An 18,735-nucleotide genomic window follows, 5' to 3' on the forward strand; every position below is an offset into this window, starting at 1 on the left:
AACTCCCTGAAGACACAACGGCGTTGGACGTACGCTCGGATCATGGTCGATCCGGGAATGGTGGGGGTCCGTGTCGCATCGAGCGCCGTCGCGCCCCTGGTCCGCAAGCTCTTCGCGCAGCCGGGGCCCGGGGCGGGTCTGGTCGAGAAGCCCGTACGGATTTCCTCCCTCGTCAGCTTCAAGGGTGAGCAGCGCACCCTCGGCCCCAAGGAACTGAAGCGCCTCGTAAGGGAGTTGGTGCGGCGCACCGGCGAGCGGCACGTCCCCGGTGAGCTCGACGCGGTCGCCGACGCCCTCGAACGCACGCTGTACGCGCTGGGCGACCTGGACCTCGATGACGTACAGGCCGTGGGCCTCGGCCACCAGGCCCTGGCCCGGCGCCTGCGCTACGCGGCGGGCGGCGACCAGGTCGTCCGATGGCTGAGCCAGGCCGCCGAGGACCTCTATGCGCGGCTCCTGGACAGCGCCTGCCTCCACATCCTGCACTTCTTCAGCCGGCGCTCCCCGTTCGTCGCCCGCACGCTGGTGGAGCAGAGCCGGCAGCTGCGGGACCTGATCGAGGGCATCGACCTCCTCGTCGAGCGCATCGGCTCCCAGTCCGCGATCGACGCCGGTTTCGAGGAGCGGTACGCGGCGCACATCGCCAAGAAGCACAGCAGCCTCACCATCTACGGGATCGACCTCACCGAGAACGACCAATGGCCGCTGGACACCGCGTACTTGAGCCTGCGGGCCACCGCGGAGCCCGCCTTCGGACACGTCGACGGCGCCGAAGCCGGCAGGGGCGAATGGACGCCCTCCGCCGTCCCGTCCGCCGCCCAGCCCGCCGACCGGGCGCTGTCCGGCCGCTCCCGCATCCTGCTGCGCGGCAACGCCGGCTCCGGCAAGACCACGCTCGTGCAGTGGCTCGCGGTGACCACGGCCCGACAGGACCGCCTCACCGGCGACCTCGCCCATCTCATCGGCCGCGTCCCGTTCGTCCTGCCGCTGCGCACCCTCACGCGCAAGGGCGCCGACCTGCCCCCGCCCGCGGACTTCCTGCGGGCGGTCGGCTCCCCGCTCACCGGCGCCGAACCGCAGGGCTGGGCGGACCGTGTCCTTGCGGCAGGACGCGGACTGCTCCTCGTCGACGGCATGGACGAGGTTCCCGAGCAGGAGCGCGCCCGCGCCCGCGGCTGGCTCACCGACCTGCTCGCCGCCTATCCCGACACCCTGTGCCTGGTGACCTCGCGTCCGTCGGCCGTACGCCAGAAATGGCTGGACGGCGAGCAGTTCACCGAGCTGTCCCTCGCCCCGATGACCCGCGAGAACCTCAAGGTCTTCATCGACCGCTGGCACGAGGCGGCGGGCGCGGACCCGGCGCTCGCAGCTACCCTCCTCGACGCGATCCGCACCAAACAGGACCTGAGCCGCCTGGCCACCAACCCCTTGATGTGCGCGCTGATCTGCGCCCTGCACCGCGAACGCCGCGGCTTCCTGCCCCGCGGCCGCAAGGCCCTCTACGACGCCGCACTCTCGATGCTCCTGGAACGCCGCGACCGCGAACGCGACATGGCGGGCGCCGGCCTGGAGCTCGACGAGGAGTCCCAGACCGAACTGCTCCAGCGACTCGCGTACTGGCTGATCCGCAACGGGCGTTCGGTCATGGAGCGGTCGGACGCCCTCGTCCAGCTGGACCGTCTGCTCCCGGCCATGCCGTACGTGGCGCAACAGGGCGACGCCGAGGCGGTGCTGCGCCATCTCCTCGACCGCTCCGGCCTGCTGCGCGAACCCGCCACCGGCACCGTCGAGTTCGTCCACCGCACGTTCCAGGACTACCTGGGAGCGCGGGCCGCGGTGGAGGAGCGCGACTTCGACCTGCTCCTCGGACAGGCGCACCTGGACCAGTGGGAGGACGTCCTGCGCATGGCCGTGGCCCACGCCCGGCCCGACGAACGGGCCCGGCTGCTGCGCGGGTTGGTCGAGCGCGGCGACAAGGAGCCGGGCCACCGCACCCGTCTGCACCTCCTCGCCACGGCTTGCCTGGAGCACGCGGCGAAGCTGGATCCGCAGGTAAGGGCAGAGGTGGAGGAGCGGGCGTCCCGGCTCATCCCTCCGTACGACTTCCGTGAGTGCGACGAGCTCGCGGCCCTCGGCCCGATCGTCCTGGAACTGCTCCCAGGGCCCGAAGAGCTGGCAGACCCCGCTGCCGCTCCGTACGTCATCCACACCGCCGGCCTCATCGGCGGTGATGCGGCCCTGCCTTGCATGCTGAAGTACCGGTCGAGCGACGACCGCATCGCACGCTTCCAACTCGCCCGGCATTGGGTCGACTTCGACACCGACACCTACGCCACCCAGGTCATCGACGGGCTGCGTTTCAAGCCTCTCACCTCGATCACCGTCCGTTCCACCGCGGAACTGGCGGCCTTGGTCCGCCTCGGCGGCCACGACGACGTGGACTGCGTGGGCGACCTCACCGCTGCGGAGCTGGTGGAGCATCTCGCTCTTATGCCCGTACGGCGCCTGCGGATCGCCGAGAATGCGGTCCTGGACGGACTGGAATTCCTCCGGGATTTGCCGGACCTGCGCGGTCTCACGCTCTACCGGTGCCCCAGGATCTCCTCATTGGAGCCCCTGCGCGGGCTTCCGCTGGAAGACCTGTTCGTGAACGAGACCCCCATCGCCGATTCCGGCCCGCTGCGCACACTCACCTCCTTGAGATCCGCGAGTCTGCGCGGTGTATCGGCGTCCCTCGATCTGGCCGACCTTTCCCGGCAGGCCCCGTTGGAGGTCGTCCATCCGCCCGTCGACACGACAGGGCTCGCCGCCCTGGGCGAATTCCCCGGACTCCGTCTCGTCGGCCTCGAACTCACAAATCTCCCGGGCCCCGAGGACTGGAGAGCCCTGGCACGGTTGCCGGAGCTGAGATACGTATCCCTGACGGGCCGCGAACTCCACTCCCTTACGGCCGGGGGCGCCGTTCTGGAAACGGTCCGCACCCTCGTGGTCCAAGGCGAGCACGAGACAGTGCACACCCGCGGTCTGGCCGAGGCGCTGCCCGCACTCACGACCCTCACGGTGACCAACGCCTCCGAGATCGACCTGGCCCCCCTCACGGCCTGCTCGCGTCTGGAGGTCCTGAACGTGCGAGATACCTCCGTGGTCAGGCACGCCGACGCCTTGCCGGAGCGCATCCGGCTCACGCGCCACCCCCGCCCCGACCGCCACCCCTGACCGCCACCCGCCCCACCAAAAAGACCGGCCCGGCCGCTCCCCGAAGGGAACAGCCGGGCCGGCCTCATGAGCTCACTCCGAACGCTTACGCGTCCTTCGTCAGGTTCGGACCCGAGCCGCCGGTGGCGGACTCGATCGGCGGGACGTCGGGCAGCGCCGACTTCTCCTCGCCGCGGAAGGTGAAGGTCTTCTCCTCACCCTCGCCCTCCGTGTCCACGACCACGATGTGACCGGGGCGCAGCTCGCCGAAGAGGATCTTCTCCGACAGGCTGTCCTCGACCTCGCGCTGGATCGTGCGACGCAGCGGCCGCGCGCCCAGGACCGGGTCGTAACCCTTCTTGGCCAGGAGCTCCTTGGCGGACTGGGAGAGCTCGATGCCCATGTCCCGGTCCTTCAGGCGCTCGTCGACCTTGGCGATCATCAGGTCGACGATCCGCAGGATGTCTTCCTGGCTGAGCTGCGGGAAGACGACGACGTCGTCGACACGGTTGAGGAACTCGGGCCGGAAGTGCTGCTTGAGCTCGTCCGAGACCTTGTTCTTCATGCGCTCGTAGTTGGTCTTCGTGTCGCCCTGCGCCGCGAAGCCCAGGTTGAAGCCCTTGGAGATGTCACGGGTTCCAAGGTTGGTCGTCATGATGATGACCGTGTTCTTGAAGTCCACGACGCGGCCCTGGGAGTCGGTCAGGCGACCGTCCTCCAGGATCTGGAGCAGCGAGTTGAAGATGTCCGGGTGGGCCTTCTCGACCTCGTCGAAGAGGACCACGGAGAACGGCTTGCGGCGCACCTTCTCGGTGAGCTGACCGCCCTCTTCGTACCCGACGTAGCCGGGAGGCGAGCCGAAGAGCCGCGAGACGGTGTGCTTCTCGCTGAACTCCGACATGTCGAGGGAGATCATCGCGTCCTCGTCGCCGAAGAGGAACTCGGCGAGCGCCTTCGACAGCTCCGTCTTACCGACACCGGACGGGCCGGCGAAGATGAAGGAACCACCGGGACGCTTCGGGTCCTTGAGGCCCGCACGCGTACGACGGATCGCCTTGGAGAGCGCCTTGACGGCGTCCTCCTGGCCGATGACGCGCTTGTGGAGCTCGTCCTCCATGCGCAGGAGTCGGGAAGACTCCTCTTCCGTCAGCTTGAAGACCGGGATGCCCGTGGCGGTCGCGAGGACCTCGGCGATCAGCTCGCCGTCGACCTCGGCCACGACGTCCATGTCGCCGGCCTTCCACTCCTTCTCGCGCTTGGCCTTCGCGGCGAGCAGCTGCTTCTCCTTGTCGCGGAGCGAAGCTGCCTTCTCGAAGTCCTGGGAGTCGATGGCCGACTCCTTGTCGCGGCGCACGCCCGCGATCTTCTCGTCGAACTCGCGGAGGTCCGGCGGCGCGGTCATCCGGCGGATGCGCATCCGGGAGCCGGCCTCGTCGATCAGGTCGATCGCCTTGTCCGGCAGGAAGCGGTCCGAGATGTACCGGTCGGCCAGCGTGGCCGCCTGCACGAGGGCCTCGTCCGTGATGGAGACACGGTGGTGGGCCTCGTAGCGGTCGCGCAGACCCTTGAGGATCTCGATGGTGTGCGGCAGCGACGGCTCGGCGACCTGGATGGGCTGGAAGCGGCGCTCGAGCGCGGCGTCCTTCTCCAGGTACTTGCGGTACTCGTCGAGCGTGGTGGCACCGATGGTCTGGAGCTCACCGCGGGCCAGCATCGGCTTGAGGATGCTGGCGGCGTCGATCGCGCCCTCGGCGGCACCCGCACCCACGAGGGTGTGGAGCTCGTCGATGAACAGGATGATGTCGCCGCGGGTGCGGATCTCCTTGAGCACCTTCTTCAGGCGCTCCTCGAAGTCACCGCGGTAGCGGGAACCGGCGACGAGCGCGCCGAGGTCGAGGGTGTAGAGGTGCTTGTCCTTGAGGGTCTCGGGCACCTCGCCCTTGACGATGGCCTGGGCGAGACCCTCGACGACGGCGGTCTTGCCGACGCCGGGCTCACCGATCAGGACCGGGTTGTTCTTGGTACGGCGGGACAGGACCTGCATGACGCGCTCGATCTCCTTCTCGCGCCCGATGACCGGGTCGAGCTTGGATTCGCGCGCGGCCTGCGTGAGGTTGCGGCCGAACTGGTCCAGGACGAGGGACGTCGAGGGCGTGCCCTCGGCGGGGCCGCCGGCGGTGGCGGTCTCCTTGCCCTGGTAACCGGAGAGCAGCTGGATGACCTGCTGCCGGACCCGGTTGAGGTCTGCGCCCAGCTTGACCAGGACCTGGGCGGCGACGCCCTCGCCCTCACGGATCAGGCCGAGCAGGATGTGCTCCGTGCCGATGTAGTTGTGGCCCAGCTGAAGGGCCTCGCGGAGCGACAGCTCCAGGACCTTCTTGGCACGGGGGGTGAAGGGGATGTGCCCGGACGGAGCCTGCTGACCCTGCCCGATGATCTCCTCCACCTGCTGGCGGACCGCCTCGAGCGAAATCCCGAGGCTCTCCAGGGCCTTAGCGGCGACACCCTCGCCCTCGTGGATCAAGCCCAGGAGGATGTGCTCGGTGCCGATGTAGTTGTGGTTGAGCATCCGGGCTTCTTCCTGAGCCAGGACGACAACCCGCCGCGCGCGGTCGGTGAACCTCTCGAACATCGTTAATCGCTCCTCAGAGCGGTCAGGCAGTTAGGGGTCGGTCCCCTCCCTGTCCTTCCGCAGCTTAGTCCCGCAAGCGGGGACCGCTCATTCCAACTGCCGACACCCGGCCCAGAACCTCGGGGGCTTTTCTGCCCCGAGAGCCGACAACTGCTCCAACCCGATGGTGCGAGACGATGTTCCCGCAGGCCAGGCAGTTACCCCTTCCTCCAGTACGCCGATGGCGAACGTGAGACGCCCAAGTCCTGCGTGTCGCCCCTCCCCACTAGGGATGTCTTACCCGCAGGCACTGACAGTCCATGCGGCGCACACCGGTTCCCTCCGCTACGGGCGAACACCCTTGCGCCCCCACGGCGGCCTTGACGCCCACCGGAAGCGAACCATCCGTACACGGCTTGGAACGCTGCGTAACCCCGGATGGTTCCCGGGAGTTGCTCCTGGCATGGTCCCCGTCGCCCACGGCACCCCCGCGGCTCCGCTCCAGGAGACCCCTCGCGTACCGCTCCCCCGCCGCCCGCTCGTCGGCGACCGCGTGCGGCGGTGGTACGAGAGGGAGCTGGGCTGGGCGGTCGTGCCCGGGGCGCGGGTGCGGCTGCGCACGGGGCTGCGGTTCGACGTCATCGAGGTGCCGGCCGCCGCGGGCCGCGCGGTGTGCGAGCGGCTCGGCCCGCACGCGACGGGGCCGGTGGCCCTGCACGGGACCGTGCTGCGCTTCCTGGTCGCCGCGGGCGCCGCCGACGAACTGCCGGGGCTGCTCGACTGGCTCGAGTGGGGTCCGCTCGCGCGCGACGTGCGGGCGGTGGGCGCGGGCGGAATGATCGACGCCCCGCTGCCGCCCGCGATCCCGGGCCCGCAGGGGGCCGCCGTATGGCTGCGCCCCCCCGAGCCGGGGTGCGAGGTGGAGCCGACATTGCCGGCCCTCACCGGTCTCGGGGGCGGCGCGCAGGCGTCGCCGGGCCCCGATCTCGTACGCCTGGTGGACGCGGCGGCGACGGAGTGCCACCGGGCCCGGCTGCTGCGTGCGGCTCAGCCGTTGGCCTTCTGGTAGGCCTCGCGGATCTCCTGCGGGACGCGGCCGCGCGGCTTGACCTCGTAGCCGTTGTCCTTGGCCCACGCACGGATCGCGGCGGTGTCCTCGCTGCCGCCCGCGGCGGCGGCGCGGCCCTTGCCCCGCGCGCTCGACGCACGGCCACCGGTGCGACGGCCGCCCGCGACGTAAGGAGCCAGGGCTTCACGGAGCTTGTCCGCGTTGGCGGTGGTGAGGTCGATCTCGTACGTCTTGCCGTCCAGCGCGAACGTCACGGTCTCGTCGGCCTCGCCGCCGTCGAGGTCGTCGACAAGAAGGACCTGAACCTTCTGTGCCACCGGATTTCCTTTCATCGATAACTTCAAGGGCCCGGCGCCAGTGGCCTCGTCCGCCGCTGTTTCACCGCCCCCGGTTATATGGAGTACGCCGGAAAGCAAACCGCTTTTGCTGGGAAAACACAAACCCCCTGGGAGAACCCCACGAGCCAAGAGCCCTTGAAACATGCGCGTTTCGGACATAGCAGCCGCTTCAAGAGCGGCCTCCGGAACACTGCTCAGGAACAGCGCCCGAAAAACCTCACAGGTGCAGAAGCATCCGGCTGTTGCCCAAGGTGTTCGGTTTCACTCGTTCGAGACCGAGGAACTCCGCGACGCCTTCGTCCGCGGACCGCAACAGCTCGCTGTACACATCACCGTCGACCGGAGTCTCGCCGATCTCCACGAAACCGTGCTTCGCGAAGAAGTCGACTTCGAAGGTGAGACAGAAAACCCGGCGCACTCCGAGCCAGCGCGCGGTCTGCAGCAACTTCGCGAGGAGTTGGTGCCCCACTCCCGCGCCCTTGACCTCACCGTTCACGGCGAGCGTGCGGACTTCCGCGAGGTCTTCCCACATCACATGCAGGGCGCCGCAGCCCACGACCTTCGCGTTGTCATCACGTTCCGCGACCCAGAACTCCTGGATGTCCTCATAAAGCGTCACCGTCGCTTTGTCGAGGAGGATGCCCCGGCGCACGTAGGAGTCGAGGAGCTCGCGGACCGCGGGGACATCCGCGGTGCGGGCGCGGCGGATGGTGACGGCTTTCGCCGGCTCCCGCGGTTCGGGAACCGGTTCTCGGCGTTCGGGAAGTGCAGCGGACATGTCCGGACGCTATCGCCCTTGACCGCCTTCGTCGGACGGGGGGTTGTCCGGTCCCTGCACCACCCGCATCGCGTCGCTCAGCGCCTCGCGCTGCTCGGGGGACATCATCCCGAAGAAGGCGACGAGTGCGGCGGCCGCGTTGTCGCTGCGCGACCAGGCTTCGTTCATCAGAGCCGCGGCGTACGCGGCACGCGTGGAGACCGCTTCATAGCGATAGGCGCGGCCTTCCGCCTCCCTGCGGACCCAGCCCTTCTGATGGAGATTGTCCAGAACGGTCATCACGGTGGTGTACGCGATGGACCGTTCCTGCTGGAGGTCTTCGAGAACCTCGCGCACGGTCACCGGGCGGTTCCACTTCCACACCCGCGTCATGACCGCGTCTTCGAGTTCTCCCAGGGGGCGAGGCACAGCAGCACCTTAGTGGGAAATGTCCACTATGGCCTGCGTTTGACCTGCGTTTGGAGCCGGACTTCGGGAAAGGGAAGTGCGCCGCGGCGCAAAAGCGCCGGGAAAGGCCCCGCGGTCAGGCCTTCGGGGCCTCGGGCGTGGCCGCCGCGCTCTGGCGGGCGGCCTCGGCACGGGCGAGGGCCGCGTCCACCGCGGCGTCCTCCTTGGCCTTCTTGTCGCCGCCCTGGGTCTTCACGATCACCCTGATGACCGCACCGAAGAAGACGGCCATCACGACGGGGGGCACGAGCGCGGAGACGTAGTCCATGTCTTCCAGAGTAGCCACGGGGGTGTGGGGGTCCGGCCTCGGGCCCGGTTTGCCGGACCCCGGCCGGACCGGCCGGACCGCCCCGAAGGTCAGCCCGCCGCGCGCTTCTGCGGCGGGTCGGCGGGCGCGGGCGCCGGTGCGGGGCGGCGCTTGGGCGGGAAGACCTCGGCCGGGGTCGGCACCGGGCGCGCGGGCGCCGGGCGCTGGGGCTGGGGACGGTTCGGACCGGGCTCGTCGGCCGCGCGTCCGCCGGGCAGGGCGAGCAGGCGGGTGCGCGAGAGCGGGACCGTACGGCCGGAGAGCTTGGCGCGTACGGCGGCTTCGGCGAGCGTGCGGCAGCGGTCGAGCAGGGCGGCCGCGACCGGGTTGCCGCGCAGCGCGCGCAGGGCGGCGAGGTCGTCGGGGTTGGGCCGGTAGCCGGCGGCCAGGGCATCCGCGAGGAGTTCGAGGTAGCCGGGCGTGCTGCCGGGCAGGGCCTGGCGGTAGCGCGCCAGGTCGGCCAGCAGGAAGGCGCGCAGCCGTTCGCTCTCACGAACCGCTTCGTCGAGGCTGTCCGCAAGGCGCAGACAGTCCTGCAGCAGGGCCTCGTCGGGGGTGCCGGCGTGGTCGGTCTTCAGGGCGATGGCGAGGGCGCCTTTGAGCACACGCAGCTCGTCTGCGCTGAACGCCATGCCGCCGCGGGATCCGTATGGCGTGGGCATGGGCCGACGATACGCACTAATCGGACAAAAAACGTTTAAGGGTTCTTTGGTGGGCGCGTTGCCGAAGCCTGAGGGCAGGGCGTGCGGGATCGGCGCCTGGTCCGTGGCGGGCCGGCGCCTGTGCCGCGTACGGACGCAGGCGCCGGTCCCCCTTCGTCAGCTGCGCGCCACGTTCCGCTCGTACACCAGGCGCAGGCCGATCAGCGTCAGCCAGGGCTCGTGTTCGTCGATGACCGTGGAGTCGGCGAGGACCAGCGGGGCGAGGCCGCCCGTGGCGATGACCGTGACGTCGTCCGGGTCCTCGGCGAGCTCCTTGGCCATGCGGTTGACCAGGCCGTCAACCTGGCCCGCGAAGCCGTAGAGGATGCCGGACTGCATGGCCTCGACGGTGTTCTTGCCGATGACGTTGCGCGGCCGGTTGAGCTCGATCTTGCGGAGCTGGGCGGCGCGGACGCCGAGTGCCTCGACCGAGATCTCGATGCCGGGGGCGATGACGCCACCCACGTACTCGCCGCGCGCGCTGACCGCGTCGAAGGTGGTGGCCGTGCCGAAGTCGACGACGATCGCCGGGCCGCCGTACAGCTCGTTGGCCGCGACGGCGTTGATGATGCGGTCGGCGCCGACCTCCTTCGGGTTGTCGAAGAGGATCGGGACGCCCGTCTTGACGCCCGGTTCGACGAGGACGGCGGGGACGTCGCCGTAGTGCCGGCGGGTGACCTCGCGCAGCTCGTGCAGCACGGACGGGACCGTGGAGCAGATGGCGATCCCGTCGATGCCGTCGCCGAGCTCCTCGCCGAGCAGCGGGTGCATGCCCATCAACCCGTTGAGCAGCACGGCGAGTTCGTCGGCGGTGCGGCGGGCGTCCGTGGAGATGCGCCAGTGCTCGACGATCTCGTCGCCGTCGAAGAGGCCGAGGACGGTGTGGGTGTTGCCCACGTCGATGGTGAGCAGCATCAGACGTCAGCTCCGGTCGCTTCGCGCAGGTCCAGGCCGATGTCGAGGATCGGCGACGAGTGGGTCAGGCCGCCGACCGCGAGGTAGTCGACGCCGGTCTCGGCGTAGGCGCGGGCGGTGTCGAGGGTGAGGCGGCCCGAGGACTCCAGGAGCGCGCGGCCCTTGGTGAGGGCGACGGCCTCGGCAGTCTCGGACGGCGTGAAGTTGTCCAGGAGGATCAAGTCGGCGCCCGCGTCCAGGACTTCGCGCAGCTGGTGCAGGGTGTCGACCTCGACCTCGACGGGCAGATCGGGGAACTGCTCCCGTACGAGCTTGAAGGCCTGCGCCACTCCCCCGGCCGCCACCACGTGGTTGTCCTTGACCAGGGCCGCGTCCGACAGCGACATGCGGTGGTTGACGCCGCCGCCGCAGCGGACCGCGTACTTCTCCAGGGCGCGCAGGCCCGGGGTGGTCTTGCGGGTGTCGCGGACCTTGGCTTTCGTGCCCTCCAGGACGTCGGCCCACCTGCGGGTGGCGGTCGCGATGCCGGACAGGCGGCACAGGAGGTTGAGCGCGCTGCGCTCGCCCGTGAGCAGGTCGCGGGTACGGGTGGTGACGCTGAGGAGCTTCTGGCCGGCCTCGACGCGGGCGCCGTCCTCGACGTGCCGCTCGACCTCGAAGGCCTCCTCGCACACGATCGAGAGCACCGCCTCGGCCACGCGCAGGCCCGCCACGACGCCGGCCTCGCGGGCGGTGAAGTCGGCGGTGGCGACGGCGTCTTCGGGGATCGTGGCCACCGAGGTCACGTCCACGCCGCCGTCGAGGTCCTCCGAGAGGGCCATGTGCGCGATGTCCTCGACGAGTACGGGGTCGAGGCCCGCCTCGGCGAGCAGCTCGGCGAGCGCGGGGTCGAGGCCGCACTCCAGGAGCGCGTCCTCGTCGGAGCCGCAGGCGCAGCCGTCGCCGCAGCCTTCGTCCGACTGGGCAAGGGGAAGGTCGGTGCTCACAGCTGCTCCTGGGCTCGGGTCGGAGGGAATTGCGCGGTGTCGGTGGTGCGCACGGCGAGCGTGCGGTCGGGGTTCAGGGTCACGACGATGTGCCGGCGCCAGCTCGCGTCGTCGCGCTCGGCGTGGTCCTCGCGCCAGTGGCAGCCGCGGGTCTCCTCGCGGCGCAGGGCGGCGGTGACCAGGACGCGGGCGACGCACAGGAGGTTGGTGGCCTCCCAGGTGTCCGTGCCCGGTTCGGCCGTCTTGCCGTGTTCGGCGAGTGCGCCGCGGGCCGCGGCGTGGATGGCCTCGATCTCCTCGGCGGCCTTGGCGAGCGAGGCGGCGCTGCGCAGGACCCCGGCGCCCTCGGTCATGATCCGCTGGATCGCCAGGCGCGCCTCGGCGGGAAGCAGCGGGTACTTCGGCACGTCCGGGTGCGGCACGGGGACGGGGGCGCCCGTGGCGGGCAGGCCGGACGCGATGTCGGCGGCGATGCGCTCGGCGTAGACCAGGCCTTCCAGAAGGGAGTTGGAGGCCAGGCGGTTCGCGCCGTGCACGCCCGTGCAGGCAACCTCGCCGCACGCGTACAGGCCCGGGACCGTCGTACGGCCGTGCAGATCGGTGCGGACACCGCCCGAGGCGTAGTGCGCGGCGGGCGCGACCGGGATGGGCTCAGTGACCGGGTCGATGCCGTGGGCGCGGCAGGCGGCGAGGATCGTGGGGAAGCGCTGCTCCCACATCTCGGCGCCGAAGTGCCGCGCGTCCAGGTACATGTGCGCGGCGCCCTGCTCCTGCATGCGGCGCATGATGCCCTTGGCGACGATGTCGCGCGGGGCGAGCTCGGCCAGCTCGTGCTGCCCGACCATGAACCGGACCCCGTCGGCGTCGACGAGATGGGCGCCCTCGCCGCGTACCGCCTCCGAGACCAGCGGCTGCTGGCCCTCCGCGTCCGGGCCGAGGAAGAGCACGGTCGGGTGGAACTGCACGAACTCGATGTCGCTGATCTCCGCGCCCGCGCGCAGGGCGAGCGCCACGCCGTCGCCGGTGGACACCGACGGGTTGGTGGTCGCGGAGAAGACCTGGCCCATGCCGCCGGTGGCGAGCACCACCGCGCGCGCGTGCACCGCGCCGACGCCGTCGTGCTGGCCCTCGCCCATGACGTGCAGGGAGACACCGGCCGCGCGGCCCTCGGCGTCCGTCAACAGGTCCAGGACCAGGGCGTTTTCGATCGTACGGATGCGGCCTGCCGGATCCGGGGCGTCGCTCGCGTACTTGGCCGCCTCGACCAGCGCGCGGGAGATCTCGGCACCGGTGGCGTCGCCGCCCGCGTGGGCGATACGGCGGCGGTGGTGGCCGCCCTCGCGGGTCAGCTCGATGACGCCGAGCGCGTCCTTGTCGAAGTTGGCGCCACTGTCGATCAACCGCCGTACCGCGCCCGGGCCTTCGGTGACCATGAGGCGCACCGCGTCCTCGTCGCACAGGCCCGCGCCCGCGACCAGGGTGTCGTCGAGGTGCTGCTCGGGGGTGTCGCCCTCGCCGAGCGCGGCGGCGATGCCGCCCTGCGCCCAGCGCGTGGAGCCGTCGTCGAGGCGGGCCTTGGTGACCACGACCGTGGAGAGGCCCGCGGACGCGCAGCGCAGTGCGGCGGTCAGGCCCGCGACGCCGGAGCCGACCACGACCACGTCCGCGTCGATGGACCAGCCGGGAGCGGGGGCGTGCAGTCGTATGCCCGTTCCTGTCGTCCGTGTCGTCATGCGGGGGCTCCGAAAGTCAGCGGAATGTTGTCGATCAGGCGGGTGGTGCCGACCTTCGCGGCGACCGCGAGGATCGCCTCGCCGGTGAAGGAGTCGTCGATCTCGGTGAAGTCGGCCGGGTCGACCAGCGCCAGGTAGTCCAGGACCAGCGGGGGCCGGGCCTTGACGGCGTCGTCGAGCACCGCGCGGGCGGCGGCGCGGACCGCTGTGGGACCGCCGCTGTGCGCCTGCGCCACCGCGTGCGCGTCGGCGGCCGCGCGGGCCTCGCCGAGCGCGCCGAGCGCCTTGGCACGGGCCTTGGTGGCGGGGGACGCCTGGGCGCGGGCGTGCAGCGCGGCCTGGGCGGCGAGGCGGTCGCGGCCCGCGAAGAGGGCGGCGGAGAGGGAGAGCGCGGTGCGGCGTTCGGCCTCGGAGAGGTAGCGGTTGCGGGAGGACAGGGCGAGCCCGTCCGCCTCCCGTACGGTCGGTACGCCGACGATCTCCACCGGGAAGTTCAGGTCCCGCACCATGCGCTTGATCAGGGCGAGCTGCTGCGCGTCCTTCTGGCCGTAGAGGGCGATGTCGGGCGAGGTGAGGTGGAGCAGCTTGGCGACGACGGTGAGCATGCCGTCGAAGTGGCCGGGACGCGTGGCGCCTTCGAGACGCTCGCCCATCGGGCCCGCGGAGAGGCGGACCTGGGGCTCCCCGCCCGGGTAGACCTCGTCCGTGAAGGGCGCGAACACGGCGTCCGCACCGGCCTGTTCGGCGATACGGAGGTCGGCGTCGAGGGTGCGCGGGTAGCGGTCGAGGTCCTCGTTCGCCCCGAACTGAAGCGGGTTGACGAAGACGGTGCCCAGGACCTGGCCGCCCTGTCCCTTGGGTCCGGCGAGCTCGCGGGCGCGGCGGATCAGAGTGGCGTGGCCCTCGTGCAGGGCGCCCATGGTCATGACGACGGCGCGGGTGCCGTCGTGGCGCAGTTTGCGCAGCTCCTCGGCGGTGCGCAGCAGTACGGTCATCGGCCTTCCCCGTCCGCTCCGTTGGCGAGTACCCCGAGCAGGTCCTCCGCCAGCTCCGGCTTGAGCAGGCCGTGGGCGAGGGCGCGGTCGGCGGTGGCGCGGGCCATCGCGAGGTAGCCGGCGACGGTCTGCGGCGCGTGCTTGCGCAGCTCCGAGACATGGGCCGCGACGGTGCCCGCGTCGCCGCGCGCCACCGGGCCGGTGAGGGCCGCGTCGCCGGAGCGCAGCGCATTGTCGAGCGCGGCGCCCAGCAGCGGGCCGAGCATCCGGTCCGGGGCCGAGACACCGGCCTGGCGCAGCAGGTCCATGGACTCGGCGACCAGCGTGACCAGGTGGTTCGCGCCGAGCGCGAGGGCCGCGTGGTAGAGCGGGCGGGCGGACTCCTCGATCCACTCGGGCTCGCCGCCCATCTCGATGACGAGGGCCTCGGCGGCGAGCCGCAGCTCCTCGGGCGCGGTGACGCCGAAGGAGCAGCCCGCCAGGCGCTGGACGTCCACGGCGGTGCCCGTGAAGGTCATCGCGGGGTGCAGGGCGAGCGGCAGGCCGCCGGCGCGCAGCGCGGGCGCGAGCACCTCCACGCCGTACCGCCCCGAGGTGTGCACGAGCAGCTGGCCCGGGCGGACCGCGCCGGTCTCCACCAGGCCCTCGACCAGGCCCGGCAGGGCGTCGTCGGGGACGGTGAGCAGCACGAGGTCGGCGCGCTGGAGCACTTCGGCGGGCGTGACGATCGGGACGTCCGGGAGCATCTCCCCGGCCCGGCGCACCGAGGCGTCGCTGACGCCGGAGACGGCGACCGGGCGGTGCCCGGCGAGTTGCAGGGACGCGGCGAGCGCGGGGCCCACACGGCCCGCACCGACGACGCCCACGGTGAGGCGGGCGGGGCGCTCGCTCGGGTCGGGCAGGCCGGAGCCCGGGCGGGCCGGTCCTGTCGGACCTGAGGAGTGGCCCGGTCCCTGCGGGTGGCCCGGTCCGGGTGGGTGGCTTGCGTTCACTAGACGACGGCCTTCCGTTCCAGTCCGCTCGGGGTACCGGACGTTTCCGTCCGCTCATGCAGCGCGGTCTGCTGCCGGACGATTTCTCGTCATGTTAACGCGAGGGGGTGCGGCGGGCTCCGGCCGTCCACAGGCTCCGCCCGGCCCTCGGGAGTTATCCACAGGCTGTGCGCGGGCGGCGGGGTGTGCGCGAGTATCTGTGGATGGAGCGGAACGACGCACGGGAGCAGGGGGCGGGGACCGTGGAGCAGGTGGACGAAGTGGACGAGGTGGTCGTCCGGGCGGGCGAAGGCGCCGTCCGGGCGGGCGAGCAGGCCGACCAGGAGGGCGGCGTTCCCGATGCGCGGGAGCGGCGGCTCGCGGCGCTGCGGGCGGCGAAGCGGGTGCTGTCCCGGCCGTCGGTGGACCGTACCCTCGCGGACAGCCTGGAGCGGCTGACGCGCCGTGCGCCCGAGGTGTACGAACTGGGCAGCAATGCGGACATATACGGCGACGCCATCGTCGAGGAGGTCGAGCGCCGGGTCGCCGGGCTGCTCGGCCTGGAGGACGCCGCGTTCTTCCCGACGGGCACGATGGCGCAGCAGATCGCTGTCCGGGTATGGGCGGGCCGCACGGGGAACGGGACGGTGACGCTGCACCCCCTGTCCCACCCCGAGCAGCACGAGCGGGACGCGTTCTCGGTGGTCAGCGGGGTGCGCACGGTGCATCCGACCAGCGAGCGCCGGCTGCCGACGGCCGAGGAGATACGGGACTTCGAGGAGCCGTTCGGCACGCTGATGCTCGAACTGCCGCTGCGCGAGGCCGGGTTCGTGCTGCCCACGTGGCAGGAGCTCGTCGAGGTGACGGAGGCCGCGCGGGAGCGGGACGCCGTGGTGCACTTCGACGGTGCGCGCCTGTGGGAGTGCACCGTGCATCTCGGGCGCCCGCTCGACGAGATCGCCGCGCTCGCGGACAGCGTGTACGTGTCGTTCTACAAGTCCCTGGACGGGCTCGGCGGCGCGGTGCTCGCGGGCTCGCGCTCGTTCGTGGCCGAGGCGAAGACCTGGCGGCACCGGTACGGCGGGCAGATCTTCCAGCAGTACCCGACGATGCTGTCCGCGCTGATCGGCCTGGCGGACGAACTGCCACGGCTGCCTTCGTACGTGGCGCACGCGCGGGTGGTCGCCGGGGCGCTGAGCGAGGGCTTCGCGGAGGCAGGGCTGCCGTTCTTCCGCGTCCACCCGGAGGTGCCGCACACGCATCAGTTCCAGGTGTGGCTGCCGTACGGGGCCGAGGTCCTGGACGAGGCGTCGGTGCGGCAGGCGGAGGAGACCGGGGTCGGCCTGTTCCGGCGGTGGTTCCCGGGCGAGATCCCCGGGGTCTCGGTCACCGAAGTGACGGTCTCCGGACCGGGGTTGGAGTGGTCGGCGGAGGAGGTGCGGGCTGCGGTGGGCGAGTTCGTGCGGCGGTTGGGGTGACGGGGTCGGTGCGGCGGTTGGGGTGACGGGGTTCGTGCCGTGGTCGAGGTGAGGCGGCTGGCGCGGCGCTTGAGGTGAGGGCGGCTGGCGCGGGGCTCAGCGCAGTACGCCCTCGATGAAGTCGCTGCCCAGGCGGGCCACCTTGCTCAGGTCCAGCTGGTGGAGCACGTAGCGGCCGCGGCGGCGTGCCGTGATCAGACCCGCCTTCTTCAGGACGGCCAGGTGGCGTGAGATCTCGGGCGCGCTCATGCCGTGCACGTCGACCAGTTCGCTGGTCGTGTACGCGCCGCGCGCGAGGTTGCGGCACAGGCGCATCCGTACCGGGTGCGAGAGGGCCTCCATGCGGCGGGTCAGTTCGTCCACCGACGCGGCCGAGGACAGCGCCTCGCCCGCCACCGGGTAGTGGATCACGGGCGTCCAGCCGTACCGGTGCAGCACGAGCAGGTGCGGCCGGCCCATCACGGTGGGGATGAGCCGCAGCGTGCCGTTCTCGGGCAGCGCCACCCGGCCCACGACCAGCTTGTCGACGCCGATCTGCTGCCCGTCCTCGGACAGGCTCAGCGCCTTCGAGGCCGCGGTCAGGGCCTCGCCCAGGCCCTTGCGCCGCAGCAGGTCCGTCTTGTGCCGTGCGTCGGCGGCGAGCTGGTGGTGCACCCGCGCCCAGACGTCCCCGAAGAACGCCTCGTCGCAGGCCTCGAAGAACCGCCGCAGCCAGGCCCGCACGGCCGGCGGGTCGTCGAGCAGCCGCTGGGTGAACTGCACCTGCCGGGTGCCGCGGGTCGCGGCCAGTTCGAGCACGCGCTGGCGCGCGGCCGCGTCCGTGAGCAGCGGGGCGGCGGCCAGCTTCCCGTACGCCAGCGTGCAGGTGAACTCGAGCGCCGCGTCGACGAACTGCTCGTCCTCCAGCTTGTCCAGCTGGTCGAGCTCCTCGCCCAGCGTGCCGGCGGGCAGCGCCTCGACGTCGGGCAGGCCCGAGAACGGCAGGAAGATGTCCGAGAACGTGGACCGCCACAGGAAGTCGGCCTCGCACATCATCTCCGCGAGGCACTGGTCGAGGCCCGCCATCACCGAGGTCGCCCAGCCCTGCAGCCCCGGGTGGTGGCCCGGCTCGCCCAGCGCGTGCAGCGTCATGCTCAACTCCGCCAGGGGCGAGGGCACGAAGGCCACGCGCTCGGGCAGCCGGTCCTGCGGAAGGGCGCTGATGTCGACGGTGAAGCTCATGGCCCCAGTGTGCCTGCCACCGAGACGGACCCCGCGCCCGATTGACGGCTCCCGTCAATCGTCACGGCCCTCCCGGCACTAGATAGGTTGCATTGCTAACTAGGTCGCCCTACTGTCTAGATAGCTGCACAGAAGCTGTTGAGGCAGGTGCACAGACGAAGCGCCAAGGGGGAACCATGACCGTCCACCCGGAGTTCGGCACCGCAGGTGCCGTCGCGGCCTCGGCCCTGGCCGCGTATCTCGTCCTCGTCGATCCCTGGATCGGGCGGCGGATGTACGCGTCACTCGAGCGCAGCCGCGCCGCCGAGCCCGAGGCCAAGCCCGAGACCGAGACCGAGACCGAGACCAACGCGGGCAGCAGCGAACCGAGCGCGCTCACGCGCTACTTCACCGTGGTGACCGTCCTGTGGTGGCTGCTCGCCGCGGCGGCCGTGGGCGCCCTCCTCGTCGCGGAGAACGTGAGCGCGGCGGACGTCGGGCTCACCGCACCCGAATCCCCTTGGTACGCGGGCCTGTTGTGCGTCCTGCTCGTCGGCATGGCGGTGGCCACCGGGCGCAGTCTGCGCCGGCTCGCCGCCGAGGGCCGCAACGTACCGGGGCTGAGCACCATCGCGGCGATGCTCCCGCGCACCCCGGCCGAACGCCGCCTCGCCACGGTCGCCGCCGTCACCGACGGCCTCTGCGCGGAGTTCGTGTACCGGGGCGTGCTGATCGCCTTCGGCGTCGGCGTGCTCGGCCTGAACCTCTACGCCGCCGCGGCACTCTCCCTCGCCGTCCACGCGCTCGCCGGCCTCTACCAGGGCCGCCGCGGGGTGCTCGCCTTCGCGCTGTTCGGCGCCGTCGCCACGCTCTTCTACCTGGTCACCGGCTCGCTCCTGGTGCCGGTGGTGTTCCATGTGGCGATGACCGTACGGGATCTGGTCTTCATCCCCGTACCTCCGCGCGAGCGGCACACGGGCGCACCCGCGGCCCTGTGACCGCCGCAACCGA

The 18,735-nt window shown here is 71.4% G+C and carries 16 protein-coding genes; 4 read left to right on the forward strand and 12 right to left on the reverse strand.

The genetic code is table 11. The annotated features are described in order from the left end of the window. Positions 1–42: 42 nt before the first annotated feature. Positions 43–3,216: an NACHT domain-containing protein gene (locus BLT97_RS19405; RefSeq protein ID WP_245769416.1), complete on the forward strand. Its 3,174-nt coding sequence runs from the start codon at positions 43–45 to the stop codon at positions 3,214–3,216. Between the two features lie 85 nt (positions 3,217–3,301). Here BLT97_RS19405 and BLT97_RS19410 read toward each other — a convergent pair whose 3' ends face one another. After that, a complete protein-coding gene (locus BLT97_RS19410; RefSeq protein WP_093611917.1) occupies positions 3,302–5,827 on the reverse strand; it encodes an ATP-dependent Clp protease ATP-binding subunit in 2,526 nt (841 codons plus the stop codon). A gap of 442 nt (positions 5,828–6,269) precedes the next feature. Here BLT97_RS19410 and BLT97_RS19420 point away from each other — a divergent pair, with 442 nt between their 5' ends. Beyond that, complete coding sequence (locus BLT97_RS19420) at positions 6,270–6,875, forward strand: SCO3374 family protein (RefSeq protein WP_093611919.1); 606 nt, start codon at positions 6,270–6,272, stop codon at positions 6,873–6,875. On the opposite strand, the gene BLT97_RS19425 is transcribed toward BLT97_RS19420, so the two are convergent. From BLT97_RS19425 to BLT97_RS19470, 10 genes are all read right to left on the reverse strand, one after another. Next, positions 6,854–7,192 carry a histone-like nucleoid-structuring protein Lsr2 gene (locus BLT97_RS19425; RefSeq protein ID WP_093611921.1) on the reverse strand — a complete coding sequence of 113 codons (339 nt, stop codon included), beginning with the start codon at positions 7,190–7,192 and terminating at the stop codon, positions 6,854–6,856. The two genes, BLT97_RS19420 and BLT97_RS19425, sit on opposite strands and share 22 nt — an antisense overlap. Before the next feature lie 238 nt (positions 7,193–7,430). Further along, positions 7,431–7,991: an amino-acid N-acetyltransferase gene (locus tag BLT97_RS19430; RefSeq protein WP_093611923.1), complete on the reverse strand. Its 561-nt coding sequence runs from the start codon at positions 7,989–7,991 to the stop codon at positions 7,431–7,433. A 9-nt stretch (positions 7,992–8,000) separates the two neighbouring features. Further along, positions 8,001–8,387 carry a BlaI/MecI/CopY family transcriptional regulator gene (locus tag BLT97_RS19435; protein ID WP_425442739.1) on the reverse strand — a complete coding sequence of 129 codons (387 nt, stop codon included), beginning with the start codon at positions 8,385–8,387 and terminating at the stop codon, positions 8,001–8,003. Positions 8,388–8,514: 127 nt separating this feature from the next. Further along, entirely contained in the window at positions 8,515–8,706 is a 192-nt protein-coding gene (locus BLT97_RS19440; protein WP_093611927.1) for a hypothetical protein, read from the reverse strand. Between the two features lie 89 nt (positions 8,707–8,795). Next, positions 8,796–9,407 (reverse strand): hypothetical protein, encoded by a 612-nt coding sequence (locus BLT97_RS19445; protein WP_093611929.1) that lies wholly within the window; start codon positions 9,405–9,407, stop codon positions 8,796–8,798. Positions 9,408–9,563: 156 nt separating this feature from the next. Then, complete coding sequence (locus BLT97_RS19450) at positions 9,564–10,361, reverse strand: type III pantothenate kinase (protein ID WP_093611931.1); 798 nt, start codon at positions 10,359–10,361, stop codon at positions 9,564–9,566. Beyond that, positions 10,361–11,347: a carboxylating nicotinate-nucleotide diphosphorylase gene (gene nadC, locus BLT97_RS19455; RefSeq protein WP_093611933.1), complete on the reverse strand. Its 987-nt coding sequence runs from the start codon at positions 11,345–11,347 to the stop codon at positions 10,361–10,363. The genes BLT97_RS19450 and nadC overlap by 1 nt, the downstream gene beginning before the upstream one ends. After that, positions 11,344–13,080, reverse strand: coding sequence for an L-aspartate oxidase (locus BLT97_RS19460; protein WP_093611935.1), 1,737 nt, complete (start codon positions 13,078–13,080; stop codon positions 11,344–11,346). The genes nadC and BLT97_RS19460 overlap by 4 nt, the downstream gene beginning before the upstream one ends. Further along, positions 13,077–14,075, reverse strand: coding sequence for a pantoate--beta-alanine ligase (gene panC, locus BLT97_RS19465; RefSeq protein WP_093611937.1), 999 nt, complete (start codon positions 14,073–14,075; stop codon positions 13,077–13,079). The genes BLT97_RS19460 and panC overlap by 4 nt, the downstream gene beginning before the upstream one ends. Then, positions 14,072–14,977 (reverse strand): Rossmann-like and DUF2520 domain-containing protein, encoded by a 906-nt coding sequence (locus BLT97_RS19470; protein WP_093612192.1) that lies wholly within the window; start codon positions 14,975–14,977, stop codon positions 14,072–14,074. The genes panC and BLT97_RS19470 overlap by 4 nt, the downstream gene beginning before the upstream one ends. A 293-nt stretch (positions 14,978–15,270) precedes the next feature. On the opposite strand from BLT97_RS19470, the gene BLT97_RS19475 reads away from it, so the two are divergent. Continuing rightward, positions 15,271–16,524 carry a threonine aldolase family protein gene (locus BLT97_RS19475; protein ID WP_093612194.1) on the forward strand — a complete coding sequence of 418 codons (1,254 nt, stop codon included), beginning with the start codon at positions 15,271–15,273 and terminating at the stop codon, positions 16,522–16,524. 96 nt (positions 16,525–16,620) lie between these two features. Here the strand turns inward: BLT97_RS19475 and BLT97_RS19480 are convergent, their stop codons facing one another. Next, entirely contained in the window at positions 16,621–17,745 is a 1,125-nt protein-coding gene (locus tag BLT97_RS19480) for a DUF5937 family protein (protein ID WP_093611939.1), read from the reverse strand. A gap of 176 nt (positions 17,746–17,921) precedes the next feature. On the opposite strand from BLT97_RS19480, the gene BLT97_RS19485 reads away from it, so the two are divergent. Next, the gene (locus tag BLT97_RS19485) at positions 17,922–18,722 is read left to right on the forward strand and encodes a CPBP family glutamic-type intramembrane protease (protein WP_093611941.1); all 801 of its coding nucleotides are present in this window, start codon (positions 17,922–17,924) and stop codon (positions 18,720–18,722) included. The last annotated feature ends 13 nt before the right edge of the window (positions 18,723–18,735 follow it).

Origin of the sequence: Streptomyces indicus (genome assembly GCF_900100315.1) — a bacterium.
GTDB classification, from domain to species: Bacteria; Actinomycetota; Actinomycetes; order Streptomycetales; family Streptomycetaceae; genus Streptomyces; species Streptomyces indicus.

Coding starts and splice junctions, on each gene's coding strand:
- BLT97_RS19430 (WP_093611923.1), bottom strand. CDS start 7,991: ATGTCCGCTGCACTTCCCGAACGCCGAGAACCGGTTCCCGAACCGCGG.
- BLT97_RS19405 (WP_245769416.1), top strand. CDS start 43: ATGGTCGATCCGGGAATGGTGGGGGTCCGTGTCGCATCGAGCGCCGTC.
- BLT97_RS19450 (WP_093611931.1), bottom strand. CDS start 10,361: ATGCTGCTCACCATCGACGTGGGCAACACCCACACCGTCCTCGGCCTC.
- BLT97_RS19485 (WP_093611941.1), top strand. CDS start 17,922: ATGACCGTCCACCCGGAGTTCGGCACCGCAGGTGCCGTCGCGGCCTCG.
- BLT97_RS19480 (WP_093611939.1), bottom strand. CDS start 17,745: ATGAGCTTCACCGTCGACATCAGCGCCCTTCCGCAGGACCGGCTGCCC.
- BLT97_RS19440 (WP_093611927.1), bottom strand. CDS start 8,706: ATGGACTACGTCTCCGCGCTCGTGCCCCCCGTCGTGATGGCCGTCTTC.
- BLT97_RS19445 (WP_093611929.1), bottom strand. CDS start 9,407: ATGCCCACGCCATACGGATCCCGCGGCGGCATGGCGTTCAGCGCAGAC.
- BLT97_RS19410 (WP_093611917.1), bottom strand. CDS start 5,827: ATGTTCGAGAGGTTCACCGACCGCGCGCGGCGGGTTGTCGTCCTGGCT.
- BLT97_RS19460 (WP_093611935.1), bottom strand. CDS start 13,080: ATGACGACACGGACGACAGGAACGGGCATACGACTGCACGCCCCCGCT.
- panC (WP_093611937.1), bottom strand. CDS start 14,075: ATGACCGTACTGCTGCGCACCGCCGAGGAGCTGCGCAAACTGCGCCAC.
- BLT97_RS19475 (WP_093612194.1), top strand. CDS start 15,271: ATGGAGCGGAACGACGCACGGGAGCAGGGGGCGGGGACCGTGGAGCAG.
- BLT97_RS19420 (WP_093611919.1), top strand. CDS start 6,270: ATGGTCCCCGTCGCCCACGGCACCCCCGCGGCTCCGCTCCAGGAGACC.